Annotated in this window: 13 protein-coding genes; 4 read left to right on the top strand and 9 right to left on the bottom strand. The window is 47.1% G+C overall.

The features are described from left to right. Window positions 1-102: 102 nt before the first annotated feature. Complete coding sequence (locus DC345_RS17385; protein WP_063567676.1) at window positions 103-1,023, top strand: AEC family transporter; 921 nt, start codon at window positions 103-105, stop codon at window positions 1,021-1,023. A 196-nt stretch (window positions 1,024-1,219) separates the two neighbouring features. On the opposite strand, the gene DC345_RS17380 is transcribed toward DC345_RS17385, so the two are convergent. The 3 genes from DC345_RS17380 to DC345_RS17370 form a co-directional block, all read right to left on the bottom strand. Next, window positions 1,220-1,471, bottom strand: a complete 252-nt coding sequence (locus DC345_RS17380; protein WP_063567677.1) for an RNA-binding protein — start codon at window positions 1,469-1,471, stop codon at window positions 1,220-1,222. 307 nt (window positions 1,472-1,778) lie between these two features. After that, on the bottom strand, window positions 1,779-2,585 hold the full coding sequence (locus DC345_RS17375) for a nucleotidyltransferase domain-containing protein (RefSeq protein WP_113054131.1): 807 nt from the start codon (window positions 2,583-2,585) through the stop codon (window positions 1,779-1,781). Between the two features lie 25 nt (window positions 2,586-2,610). Further along, the gene (locus DC345_RS17370; protein WP_113054130.1) at window positions 2,611-4,104 is read right to left on the bottom strand and encodes a TROVE domain-containing protein; all 1,494 of its coding nucleotides are present in this window, start codon (window positions 4,102-4,104) and stop codon (window positions 2,611-2,613) included. A 511-nt stretch (window positions 4,105-4,615) separates the two neighbouring features. Between DC345_RS17370 and DC345_RS17365 the strand changes: the two genes are divergently transcribed. Both DC345_RS17365 and DC345_RS17360 read left to right on the top strand, forming a co-directional pair. Continuing rightward, window positions 4,616-5,971 carry a helix-turn-helix transcriptional regulator gene (locus tag DC345_RS17365; RefSeq protein ID WP_113054129.1) on the top strand — a complete coding sequence of 452 codons (1,356 nt, stop codon included), beginning with the start codon at window positions 4,616-4,618 and terminating at the stop codon, window positions 5,969-5,971. Next, window positions 5,919-6,812 (top strand): WYL domain-containing protein, encoded by an 894-nt coding sequence (locus tag DC345_RS17360; RefSeq protein WP_113054128.1) that lies wholly within the window; start codon window positions 5,919-5,921, stop codon window positions 6,810-6,812. Before DC345_RS17365 ends, DC345_RS17360 begins: the two co-directional genes overlap by 53 nt. 151 nt (window positions 6,813-6,963) lie before the next feature. Here the strand turns inward: DC345_RS17360 and DC345_RS17355 are convergent, their stop codons facing one another. From DC345_RS17355 to DC345_RS17330, 6 genes are all read right to left on the bottom strand, one after another. After that, complete coding sequence (locus DC345_RS17355; protein ID WP_113054127.1) at window positions 6,964-7,461, bottom strand: LURP-one-related/scramblase family protein; 498 nt, start codon at window positions 7,459-7,461, stop codon at window positions 6,964-6,966. 133 nt (window positions 7,462-7,594) lie between these two features. Next, complete coding sequence (locus tag DC345_RS17350; RefSeq protein ID WP_113054126.1) at window positions 7,595-8,335, bottom strand: hypothetical protein; 741 nt, start codon at window positions 8,333-8,335, stop codon at window positions 7,595-7,597. After that, complete coding sequence (locus DC345_RS17345) at window positions 8,332-9,030, bottom strand: ABC transporter ATP-binding protein (RefSeq protein ID WP_113054125.1); 699 nt, start codon at window positions 9,028-9,030, stop codon at window positions 8,332-8,334. The genes DC345_RS17350 and DC345_RS17345 overlap by 4 nt, the downstream gene beginning before the upstream one ends. Beyond that, a complete protein-coding gene (locus DC345_RS17340) occupies window positions 9,023-9,433 on the bottom strand; it encodes a GntR family transcriptional regulator (RefSeq protein WP_113054124.1) in 411 nt (136 codons plus the stop codon). Before DC345_RS17340 ends, DC345_RS17345 begins: the two co-directional genes overlap by 8 nt. Window positions 9,434-9,623: 190 nt before the next feature. Then, on the bottom strand, window positions 9,624-10,490 hold the full coding sequence (locus DC345_RS17335) for an aldo/keto reductase (protein WP_113054123.1): 867 nt from the start codon (window positions 10,488-10,490) through the stop codon (window positions 9,624-9,626). A 37-nt stretch (window positions 10,491-10,527) separates the two neighbouring features. After that, window positions 10,528-11,100 (bottom strand): STM3941 family protein, encoded by a 573-nt coding sequence (locus DC345_RS17330; protein ID WP_113054122.1) that lies wholly within the window; start codon window positions 11,098-11,100, stop codon window positions 10,528-10,530. A 343-nt stretch (window positions 11,101-11,443) separates the two neighbouring features. On the opposite strand from DC345_RS17330, the gene DC345_RS17325 reads away from it, so the two are divergent. Further along, window positions 11,444-13,444 (top strand): S9 family peptidase, encoded by a 2,001-nt coding sequence (locus tag DC345_RS17325; protein ID WP_113054121.1) that lies wholly within the window; start codon window positions 11,444-11,446, stop codon window positions 13,442-13,444. Window positions 13,445-13,507 lie beyond the last annotated feature (63 nt).

Raw genomic sequence — 13,507 nt, 5'->3', positions numbered from 1 at the left:
TTTTTTAGTCATTTACATCTTTCATCTGTGTATAAAATGATATAATGGTTGAAGTATTTTCGAAATCGGACTGAAATTTTCATGAAAAAGGAAGCTGAACTGATGATTGCAGACATCATGCTTGAAGTCGTCCTGCCCGTCTTTCTCCTGATTGCCGTCGGGTCCTGGATGCAAAAGGTGTTCAAGTTGGACTTGTACACCCTCGCCAAAATCAATTTCTATTGTATTACCCCCGCAGCCGTCTTTATGAGCATGTATCACTCCGATATGTCGGGGGAATTGCTTGGTACCGTAACACTCTTTTACGCCTTATATGTACTTATTCTCTATATTGTGGGGTCTGTGTTCGCTCGCTCGCTTCGCATGAACAAAGGCATGAAGGCCGCCTTCAACAACAGCATCATGCTGGACAACGCAGGCAATTATGGTCTGCCCATCAACTCCCTGGTATTTCGTGGTGATCCGCTGGCCTCTTCCATTCAGGCACTGGTCATGTCTTTACAGGCATTGCTGACGTTTACCTATGGTGTGCTGTCCATTCAGGGCGCGAAGCTCAAAGGCAATTACCGTGCGGTGATCATTGGATTTCTAAAAATGCCCGTTCCTTATGCGCTGTTACTCGGCATTTTGTTTCATATGGGAAATATTCCACTGCCCACTTTCCTGTCCATGCCGCTGACTTACGCGCAACAAAGTATGGTCGCTGTAGCACTCCTGACACTCGGCGCCCAAATTGTAAAATATCCAATTCGCCTGTATCGTCTTGATGTGTATATTAGCACATTTCTGCGTTTGCTGATTGGCCCGGCCATCGGGATTTCCATTGTGCTGCTGCTCGGTTTGCAAGGTATTGCCGCTCAGGCCCTTATTATCGCATCCGGCATGCCTACCGGAGTCAATGCGTCCATTCTAGCCGAGGAATACGATAACGAGCCAGACTTTGCCGCCCAGACGGTACTAATCTCGACGTTGCTTAACATCATTACAATTACCGCACTGATTTCGTTTGCGAAGACGTTCTGACCTATAGGCAAAAATAACTAGTCCACTCTCCTCAACGGAGCTGTGGGCTTTATTTGGTCTGAGGAGAAGTCAGCACAAAGCCTGCACAACTAAAAAAGTCCAAACACAGCCGTCTCCGGATGAGCTTGAACTTCTTTTGTTACCTGCATATTCGATCTGATCGAGTCCATTATATGATTGACCAGCCCTAAGAAAACTAAGATTCACATGTCGTCCGTTCAGGGAACTTACCACCTTCTCTGAACAAACATCGAACCAGTCGCTGCGCGGCCCGATTAAAATAAAAACTCGGACTGACACCCTCCACCTGAACAGGCTCCAGTTCCTTCACACTTTCCTTGACCTTATTCATTTCAATGAGTCCCATCTTCCGCTCATTCGGTCCGAATCGATAAATAACCTTTTCATCATCTTCCGTCTGTTTCACCAGCAGAATCATTGACGCCATACAGGTTACCCCCTATCGTTACGTTGTGAGATTCCAATGACCACTTGCTTACTATTAATTATTACCCAGAATGGATTGGAAACATATAGGGCTTTAGTTATTTATATTAACGTTAAAACTCCTAATTTTAATTATCTTGAATGAAATATTTTGACGAAAAATAAACAAAAACAGGCTTGGATATACCAAACCTGTACTATTACCTTGACTCCAAAGGGATCAGAAGTCGCACACTTCTCCGATCCTGTTACAAACGTGGGCCCACCGGTTCAGACTTTTGATGTGCAAATACGCAGGACCTTATACTTTAATCGAAGGTTGCCGCCCACACCTCTTGCAGTGCAAAACGGAAGATACGGTCCAGTTCTTCATATTGAATAATCTGTTCATTCTCCAGCTGGGCGGCCAATTGTTCAAAATACGCAATCTTCTCCGCCAAAAAAGCCTGTATGGCGGGTAGCTGCGGTTCCAGGTCGAGTTCCTCGCCGGCCTTTTTCCGGCGCAGCAGTTCATGGATTTCCGTATAGAGCGGCGCGCTCTGAGGAACAAGCTCTTGCACCAGCTCTTCAAATGCCATCGGTGGCATCGCATCATAACGTTCGATCCATCCACAGGCGAGCAGTGGGCGCAGCACATAGAAATACTTTTTGATCTTCACCTGTTCACCCTGCAGATAATCCCTGAAGTTTCCCTTCGCCATATTCAGATAATGGTACATACAGGACTTTGGCGAGAAGGTCAAAGGCGATAGTGTACGAATATGCTCTGCCACGCTGTACGGTTCGTCATACTGAATCGGGGATTGCAGCCACTCCAGCAGCGGCGGATTCGACTTGCGAAACAGCTTCAAGGCTTTGCGTAAATCCCAACCATTTATATCAAGCTGATCACTGATCGGGCGTTCGATAACATCCCTTTTATCCTCAATGGACAAGTACCATTCCAGCGGTCTCACATACAGAAAACGAACATCATAATCGCTGTCCTGTGAAGGAAATCCCCATGCCCGGCTGCCCGATTCACAGGCATAGATGATCCGCACCTGCTCCTCCTGTTCAATCTGCTTCAGCTGCTGTCTAATCGTATCTCTCATTTCTTCATGAACATGAGTCATCTCTGTGCCCTCCACATTTTCCAATTTAAATCTCTATCTCTCTCACCCGGCTCGCAAGTGTATCATATCCCGCTACAGTCTCAGCAATATACGTCAGTACCGTTTCACTCCACCCATAGATATAAAAGGTTTTGCCATCCCGTGGCGGCACCATTGCCTGCTGATAAGGTGCAATATCCACGATAAATGCTTTCAGGTCCGGATTCATCATCCGGCGATAACGTTCAAGCTCAGCATATAACGGACTGCCTTCATTCTGCTGTTCATCGGTGATCATAATGATCTGATCCACTTTCTCTCCAATATCCCGCAGCTCTCGGACAGGCCGTCCCGTGTCAGTTCCACCTTGTGCGCGAATCCGATGAGCTTGGGAAAGGATGCTTTCATCCATCTTGGGACGAGCATCCTCAACTATGTGGTCGAATAACCAGAACAGCGAGTTGCCTCGTGTTTGTTTATAAAGTGCCAGTGCCAGCACCGATCCAATCCGTAAATAATCCCCTTGCATGGAACCGGAGCGATCCAGGAATATGGCGGTTCTTCCCGGCAGCGATGGCAGGTTGCCAATCGATAGCTCCACCGCTTCCCGCAAAGCAGAGCGCAGCTCTTCTCTGGCGATCATTTCATACGCACTGGCGAAGCGGAAAGGTAAAATGCGCGACTTACGCAGGGATTCTGCATCCGTAAGACGGCCCGTTACGTAATCGATATTTTTCGATTTTTCAAACACTCCCGCCCGATCCATCGCATTCAGATGACGTAACAATGCAAAGGTGGGCATCTGGGACATCAACGCCTCCCATACCGTACGTGTCGGCTGCATGATCGATGTGATCACCGAATACGGAAGTTTGCCTTTTTCGATCAGATGCATCCGACTTGCAGGGTTTGGGGTTGCCTTCAACTTTTCCAGCGCCTGCAACTGCGGCAGGTCCGTAAGATCCACCTCATGTCCTCGCAAATAACGAAACAAGGCTTGCTGCTTCATATCTGTCGGCTTGGGGTGTGCTGTAGCGATCATATCGCCCAGACTGTATCCACGTCCGCGCCCGTTGTATTTGATTGCCCAATATTCAGTAATACCGTTCAAAAATTGACTCACCTGTCGCTTCACCGCTCGACCACCCTGCCCCCGACCCGTTCCTCTAAGAATCGTCAGAAAATCGGCCAAGTCAGCCGGTGTCTGTACCACCTGGGAGAATACCTTTGCAAACTGATTCGGATCCACCTTGGACAAGAGTGCCAGCCCGTATAGTGGCTGTAACCGCATCAAGCCTTCATTACGAGCATAGACCAGCGCCCGCGCCATAAACCCTGCATCGACCTCAGCCATCTCCTGATGACTGACCATCGCATCGTCCATGAGCTGTTGTGTATCTGCATAAAACGTATTGTTCAATGTATTGGTCATCAACATCTGTATATATTGTTCCTCCACCAAACGTTCATAGGCTCCGTAGCCCCCATGATTACGTGTCGTTGGCTGAGGTTGATTAAATAATTGTTTTGCTCTGCTCATCACTCATGACCTCCCGGTGTGAGTCTATTTACTGATATATCCTAATAAAATGTTCCGAGGAAAAAGGTGGGAAGGTATAATACCCGCTCTACCGCTGAGCTACACCGCCATGAACGGCGGCGATTGGATTCGAACCAACGACCTGGTCGATTAACAGTCGAAGTAACCCTCCCTGGCGCCTCGGAACCTTGATCCGCAGAGTTTGTTGCTGCCCCGCTTCACACCCTTATTATGCCTCACGCATTTGCACGCGAACATGGCGAAAGTATGGCGACGAACCAATTTCATAACTCATAAAATATCGTTTTGTAACGATTGAAGCAGCTAAAGGTATTATGAAATTGATTCAACCGCCGTAAGTTTAAAATGAAACCAGCCACTCATCCTGATACAATGTAGGGATATAGTAAATGGGAAGATCACCAATGTTTCTATATAACGAAGAATTGTTCTGCCAACATAGTCATCCACTATATCCGCCTGACTCCAGGCCACCAAGGAGTGAATATTCATGGCTAAAGAGAGCTTTGACAAAGAAATTCAATTTCTGCGCATGTTGTCCCTGACAAGTGGTGCGTATAACCGTAAACAGTACGCCGAACGGCTCGGCATCTCCGTACATACATTTGATAAAACCCAGCGTAGATTAAAAGAAATCATGCAGACCGTCGCGGACCAACGCTCAGGCTCGGAACAAAACAAAGAAATGGCGGATCTAGTTCGTTTCCAGTATGGGGAATCTGCTGAGCCCATGCTGCTCTTCCTCTTTCGCGCCAAGTCGATGAAAGAGACTGAAGTGCAGCGACTTTCCGTTCTTTTGCACACCCTTCAAGATCAGGCTTTAACCGCTATGGAATTACTGGATGCCTGCTGTGCTGATCTTCCGGAAGATCTGGCATTACCAGACGAAAAGACCATTCGCTCAGATCTGAAGTATCTGGAAGAAGTCGGGGTGATCCGCAAGGAACCTGGCGGCAGGCCTTATCGTTACCTGTTGCAGCAGGACGTACTTACGGGGCTATCCGTGGAAGAACAGCTGGAGTTGTATGATTTTGTGGATATTATGGCCAACACCCAGGTTCCGTCCGTGCAGGGATATTTATTGCGTGACAGTCTCAAAAAAGCCATTGCTACAAGCTATCCACAGGAAGAAGCTACTGAGCCATTTATATACAAGTACCACTATTATTCACGCATTCTGGATGAAGCACATCTGTACACTCTGCTTAGTGCGATTCGCCAGCGAAAACATGTGCAGTTTTTGTATTATTCACCCAAAAAACCGTCCAGCTACAGTTCGCAGAATACAAACCCACGCTTTGAACGGGAAGCAGGCGGACGATCCAACCGGATCGTACCACTTGAAGTTGTCTATGACCATCAGTATGGCCGCTGGTATGTCATTGGATTTCAGGGACGCCGAGGATTTGTGAAGTTCCGAATGGAAGGCATTACACAGCTAGAGGAACAGGATTCAATTGAAGAAGAATATATGCTCAAATTAAAGCAACAGTGGGCTGAGATCAGCCGCTACAGCTGGCTCGTGGATACGGGGAACACTGTAACGGTTCAAGCACGATTCTTCCATCCTCAGGATGGCCAGCGTAACTTCATTCTGGATCGGGTTCGTTTGCAAGGCCAGTGGGGAACGATTACTCCCGAAACAGATCATACCTTTCTGTATGAAATCCAGGTCAACGGTATCACCGAGATTAAGCCATGGCTTCGAAGTTTTGGCTCAAGCTGTGAGGTGATTGCTCCACAGAGGCTGCGTCAGGAGATGATTAAGGAATGGAAGGAGATTGCGCAATATTATGAATCTGTTCGAGAAGATGTTCAACTACCAGATGATGACGAGATTGAATGAAACCGGACTGTTCACCTGGACTTCCCAGGAACGAGCCTGGCTGCGCATGATGCTGAATCACCCTGCTGCACCAGAAGCGCTGCACCCTAATACGTTGCACAAAATGCATGACATGCTGGATGCAGAGCAGGATCTGGACCTTCAGGATTACCTGACCGAAAAAGCCAAAAGTGAAGAAAACAGTGTCTTTCATCCGCTGCTCAAGCCATTACGGCAGATGATTTTGCATCATCAAGGGTTTCGTTTGACAGGGCGTGTCCGCAATGGACGAATCAGCCAGGATCAGTTTGGATACCCCTACAAGCTCGAATATTCCATGGTCAAAAAAGAATGGTACGTGCTCTGGTATGCTCCACTCTACAACAAACTGATGTCCACCAAGCTGCACAGCATCATTACAGCGGAAGCCCAGCCACTTCAACCGGAAACTGCTTCGCAATATGCTGCCAAAATCGCGATTTTAACGGAAAACCGGAAGACGACCGTAACGATCGAAGTGCTGCCGGAGTTCAATCAGGAGTTGTCGCGAATTCTGTATGCCTTTTCTTGCTTCGAGAAGCAGGTGGAATTTGTGGAAGCCCAACAGACGTACCGCATTGAACTGACCATTCCGCGGAATGAGATGGATTACGTACTTTCCAAAATGCGTTTTCTGGGCAAACGGGTACGGATTGCGGACAATGCTGCGCTTCGAGAGCGAATGTCCGAGACAGCCGCCAAAGTATTGGCACGCTATGCGGAAACCGAGCTTGAAGCACTGCCTGAACGGACTTCTGGAGGAGTGCGCAGCCACCCCATTGAAAAGCCTTTCGCCAATGCAGATGGCAGTGATTCTGCATAGCTCATGTTAGTTGTGATTCGTTAAACGTCCAACTTATGCAAATGGGGACAAATAGCGTGTGTTCGTTTCATTAGAATAAAATAAGACAACAAGAGCTGTCCCCGTTAATGCTAACGACCCAAGGGACAGCCTCTTTGTTCATATGTTCTGTCTACGCGCCACTGCCGGCAGCCGAATTTCTTCTTTTATTAATCGCATGTACGCCCATCACAACCGCAATCAATTCATCCGTATCCAGCTGTTCTGATTTGTTGTCTAACACAAACGCACCTGAACCAAACCAGCCACTTGTACGCCTGAAGCTTGCCACGATTTTGCCGCCCATCCCGGTGATATCATATTCCTGTGAAAACGCCGGAGCGGAGACATCATACACACCACGCGGTCCTGCATCATACTCATACTTTTTACTGAAGAGACTGATCCTCGCCCTTAAGACACCCCATTCCCTTCCATCGGCCGAGGTTACATCCCAACGGTTACTTAACATGCGGAATTTACCACTGCAGATGAGCCCCGAGTTATCGAATACATCAAGCGATGAACCAAAGGCACTTTTTAAATCGAGATGACCCGCCTGTTCCTGTTGATGGTTCATAATCTCGGTGTACCCTGCATTAAAGAAATTATCTCTGAAATAGAGTTCCATGGAATCCCTCCTCACAAGAAATAAACCTTCTACCTTATTGTAAAACAACATATATCCTATTTACGTATAAGAATTGGGAATTGCTTCAAATAAAAAAATCTGCCAGCTAAACTGCAGCTGACAGAATCTGATCTTAGACTTCAACTTTTTTATTATTCAGATACACTGCAACACCAACCAAAATCACAGCAACGATGATTTCAAAGATGATACTTGCCCACGTTCCATCTGACCACATGATTCGATTGGACGTAACGGAGATCCCTGTATTTCCTTCTGTGATTTGAAACAACTCATTCGGGTTAAAGCGGCCCGAGAAAATGATATTCTCCAGCCAGCTAATAAGGTTGGTTAACACGAAAAAAGCGACGATACTAATCCACGGTCCTGTTTTAAAGCGGAAGCTGCCTCCAATGGAGATGGAGAGGAAGATGATAATGGTCATGAACAAAGCCACCCACCAGGAAAACAGCAGCAAGGAAACAATCTCCGAAACATGAATACCCGAATCGTTAATGTAGTCGGCAAAGTTAATCCCTGTATGCGTTGCACTGAAAATAAAATAGTGAATGGTGGCAACAACCAGTAAACCCAGCCCGCAGAGCGTTCCGAATATGATCGGGGATAAGACATGAGACAGTCCTGTTACTGGCAAAAGTCGGCGATTGTACGAGCGGATATTGGACCAGTATGTTTTAATCATTTTCACATATATAGATACGCCTACTCCGACATATGCCATAATACCGATAACACTGCCTGATATATCGGACATGAACAATGCCAGCCCAATTTGCACAATAATCAATACGGCTAGCCCCGCCAACAATGTATTCCAATTCCTTCTAAAGTCATACTTCAGCAATGTCATCATTCCGCATAAACCTCCTTGAACATCTCATCCACACTTTTACCGTACTTGAGACGCAGAGTCTCGACCTCTTCCCGCATCACCATCTCACCTTCACGGATGAAGATGACTTCGTCAAAGATCCGTTCAATGTCTGTTACAAGATGCGTAGAAATGATCAGACTGCTGTCTTCGTCATAGAACTTCACAATCGCATCCAGAATTTTGCCACGTGCAACCGGGTCTACCCCGCCAATCGGTTCATCGAGCAGATAAAGACGAGCTTTACGGGAAAGAGCCAGTGTTAATTGCAGTCGTTCATTCATGCCTTTCGACAGATGTCTTACCTTATCTCCCTCTCCAAGCTTCATGAAATCAAGCATCTCTCTCGCTTTCTCTTGATCAAAATCAGCGTAGAAATCGCGGTAATACGCAATCGCATCCCGTACCTTCATCCAATTCTCAGTCAACGGGCGGTCCGGCATAAAGGATACCAGCGACTTCGTTTCCAAGCCAACCGCTTTTCCCGTGACACGAACATCTCCACTGCTGGGGTGCAGAAGCCCTGCAACCAGTTTCATCAAAGTGCTTTTACCGCTGCCGTTACTGCCCAGCAGACCTATAATTCGGCCTGGTGCGATATCAAGCGTGATGTCATGAAGGGCTTTCTTGCCGCCATACGTTTTGCTCACATGGTTCAGCTCAAGAATATTACTCATTCACTGTTCCTCCTCTTCCATCACGATGCGATGATTGCTTTCCTTCTGCAACGGCATCCGCCACGATATTTACAATATCCTGTTCTTCGATGCCCAGCTCCTGCATTCCTGTAAGAAAACGCTCCAGCAATTCACCAGCCATCTCTTTTTTGATCGTCATAATTTTCGACTCCTCACTTGTCACGTATCGGCCCAGACCTCGCTTGGTTTCAACCACTTCTTCCCGCTCCAACTCCTGAAATGTTCGCTGTACTGTATTGGGATTGATCTGTAATTCGGCCGCGAGCTCACGAACCGAAGGAATTTTATCGCCTGCCTTAAGTGTTCCGGTCACAATCTGTCTTTTGATGTACTGCATAATCTGCAGGTAGATTGGCAAGTTGTTGTCAAATTCGATGCTCACAATATCCTCGCTCCTCTCTGTATCTGTGTGTTAGTTACATAGTACACTAGTGATTTGTTGTTGTAAAGCCCATTTGTATAAAATAGCTTCAAATGCAAAAAAAAGAACAGATCCGCAGATCTGCTCTTATTACTTTTGATTCTCCCAACTACGTTCATTGTATGATGTAATCGGTCTGACAAGAAGTTTTCTATACGATATCCAAAGGCACTTTACCCTTAGGCGCAGGGAATGCCTCATTGATACGAACAATTTCATCTTCGGTCAAAATAACGTCCATCGCCGCAGCATTTTCTGCAACATGATTCAGCTGTACGGCTTTCGGGATCGCCAGTATGTCTCCATCCCTGATAACCCAGGATAACGCAATTTGCGAAGGACTGACTCCGTGATCTTTGGCAATCTCACGGATGACTGAATGCTCCAGCAATTCTTTACGAAGCCTGCCTCCCTGGGCCAGTGGACAATATGCCATCACAGGAATACGGCGTTCCCTCAACCAGGGAAGAAGCTCGTATTCTATACCACGAGAGGCAGCATGATACAGCACCTGATTCACTGCACAATGCTGGGCACTTGGAATGTTCCATAACTCCTGCATGTCCTCTGTATCCAGATTCGAGACACCCCAGCGCAGAATTTTGCCTGATTGTTTCAACTGTTCCAGAGCTTCAACCGTCTCTTCCAACGGCACATCTCCACGCCAGTGCAGCAAGTACAGATCCAAGCGATCTGTACCCAGACGCGAAAGGCTGCGCTCACAAGCGGTAATCATCTGCTTACGATCCGCATGATGAGGATAAACCTTGGATACCAGAAATACATCATCGCGACAGCCCTTTATCGCTTCACCAGTGACTTCTTCTGCCCCGCCTTCAGCATACATCTCAGCAGTATCTATCACTGTCATTCCACGTTCAATGCCATAACGCAGTGCCTGAACTTCTTCTCTTCGACTGGATTGTTTCTCACCCATGTACCATGTTCCCTGTCCGATTGCAGGCAGTGTTGTCCCATCGGGCAGCTGGATCGTACGCGTCTGATTTCCTTGTTGCATCTGTACTCCTCCAATCTGAGAATACTCTTCTGCCTATCTATTCATTATTAAACAGATCAAAGTTACTGCCTTCACTCGCCCCTTCATTCGATCGCTTCCAACGCTCCACCATCATGATATACAACTGATCCAGTGGTAACGTTAGGCTGTTCTGGGCAATGCTTACCGTAGCATCGACCATGCTACTGCTGTTTACCGTCATTAATTTGCGCTTCATCCCATTTTGACGATCCAGAAAGGCTTTCTCGTCCCACAATTTAACTCCAATCATCTTCTGTCCCATGAATTCATACATAAAAATATTCTCAACATCTTTCCAGGCAATTAGCCCTCCTGATGTGTAAGAAGATGAATCCACAAATCCATGCTCATCGACAACAAAGGAAGGTTCCTTCTTAATCATCTTCACCAGGCTGTAGCAGAGACAAAGCCCAAAAAATAAAATGGAGAACAAGCCTATAACGGAAGAAATGGCAGATCCCTTGGCTGAAGAATCATCAAACATCAAAAAAAATCCGGCTGCTACAAAAAGTGCAGCCCCCACTGTAAGCCATGCCATGCGTTTCCGGCTCGGGTATTCCACGTGCTGTTGATCATAGGATGTGGACAAAGTGATGATCCTCCTTCATGGTGACTGAGACAAAAATGATCTATATAAACGGGGTACAGCTCATTGAATGAGCTGGATTACCAAATATACCTAAAGAGCATTGTTCATTAAACAGATCCAACTGACATTAAACATCATTTTCAGACAGCTTTTCGTCTATTTCATGACTATTCAACATTAGGATTCGTCATGCTTCCAATAATTCCTTTCGGGCACAAGCGATATTGTTAAGAAATAGGAATACGTTCGTTAGAATCGTGTTGTCCTGCCTCATGCTTTCCGTTAATATAAATGGAAAGGTTAGGAAATTAAAACAATCTGAATCGTGGTGGGAGGACAAACAATGAAGAGTCTGCGCGGCATAACATCGGAAGATCTTTTTCAGATTACATGGGTTAATGATCCAACCCCGTCTCCTCAAGGCGGACAATTGGTATATGTAAGCCGGAAAACAAATGAAGCACGAGACGGTTATTCTTCTCACCTGAGACTCCTTAACCTGGAGAACCAGAAGGACAGAGCTTTCACATCCGGAGATAAGGATCACGCTCCTGCTTGGTCGCCGGATGGTTCACAGCTTGCTTTTTTACGAGAGCATGAAGGCAAAACACAAGTATGGCTGATCGCCTCAGACGGTGGTGAAGCACAGCAAATCAGTCATTTGAAGCATGGTGTCAGTTCCCTGCTCTGGTCACCAGATGGGCTCACTTTGCTTGCAAAGTCCTCTGTGGACATGAGTGAAAAAGACGAAGATGAAACTGAAGACATAGATAAAAAACTACTGCAAGAACTTGTCGTGGATCGAATTCGAATGAAATCTGACAGCGGTGGACTGTGGAACGGTCGACGAACCCATCTCTTCCGTGTTCCAATCGAAGGCGGAGAGGCGATCCCTGTAACTACAGGCCATTATGACGTTGGGGATTATGCGTGGTCGCCGGATGGAGAGTCCATTGCCTGGATCGCTCAGTTTCCGGAAGAGGGCGAGAAGCATAACGATTACACCCTGACGAACCATGTGTATCGTGCCAAGGCTGACGGATCTGACGTGCAGCAGTTGACCCCTGAAGGATACTCTTTCGGCCGGCTGACGTACGCACCTGATGGACAATCCCTTGCACTGCTTGCCAGCGACCGCTCCTATGGAAATGCAACTTTGGTCAAGCTCTATACCCTTCCGATCTCAGGCGGCCAACCCGTATGTCTGAGCAAGGATTGGGATGTACAGATCAATCACAGCCTCGTTGGTGATATGCGTTCACACCTGACTAATACGGGCCCGGTATTCAGTCGTGATGGTTCGTCCATTCTCTGTCTTGCTACTATTGAAGGCAGCGTTCGGATTGCCCGATTTGCACAAGATGGCAGTCATGCCGAATACATCTTGCCGGACGAAAAAGAGTTCTATCAGTTTGCTGAGCTGGAAAATGGACAGATTGTGGCAGGCGTAGCAGACGTACTTCGTCCTGGTGATCTCTTTCTATATACTCAACCTGATGAAGTTGGGGCCGAGCCTATACAACTGACCCATAGCAATCCTCAGCTGGATGAAGAAATCCAACTTAGCACACCCGAGACCTTCTGGTTCGATTCCTCTGATGGCCTGCGACTGCAAGGCTGGATGCTGAAACCGGCTGGCATGGTGGAAGGAGTTAAAGTCCCAACCATCCTTGAGATTCATGGCGGGCCACATATGATGTATGGCTTTACGTTTATGCATGAGTTCCAGATCCTCGCAGCACAGGGATACGCTGTTGTATATATTAATCCAAGAGGCGGGCTCGGATATGGACAGCAATTCGTGAATGCCTGCCGTGGTGATTATGGCGGCGGGGATTATCGTGATCTGATGGAAGCCATGGATTATGCGTTGTCCCGTTATCCGTTTATCGACGAGTCCCGTCTGGGCGTCACTGGCGGCAGCTATGGTGGCTTCATGACCAACTGGATTGTTGGACATACCGACCGTTTCAAGGCAGCCGTCACTCAACGTTCCATCTCTAACTGGCTCTCGTTCTACGGAGTCAGTGATATTGGATTCTTTTTCACGGAAGACCAGATTGGCGGTAATGCATGGGATGACACCGAGAAGTTATGGAAACACTCCCCGCTTGCATACGTGGGTAAAATCAACACGCCGCTGCTGATTTTGCATGGTGAGCAGGATCTACGATGTCCGATTGAACAGGCTGAACAATTGTATGTTGCTTTGAAGCGGCGCAGACAGACCACTCGGTTCGTTCGTTTCCCGGGGGCCAATCATGAGTTGTCTCGCGGAGGTCACCCGCACTTAAGGGTACGTCGTCTGGAGCATATTGCTGGATGGTTCAATGAGCACCTGTAACGCCATCATAAGATCACATTTATGAAATAAAGGATAAATATCCCTTCTCCTTCTACCTATGTC

The organism is Paenibacillus taichungensis (assembly GCF_003287275.1).
GTDB lineage: Bacteria > Bacillota > Bacilli > Paenibacillales > Paenibacillaceae > Paenibacillus > Paenibacillus taichungensis_A.
Note: the sequence above shows the minus strand (reverse complement) of the source record. Positions and strands in the feature narration are given on the sequence as shown.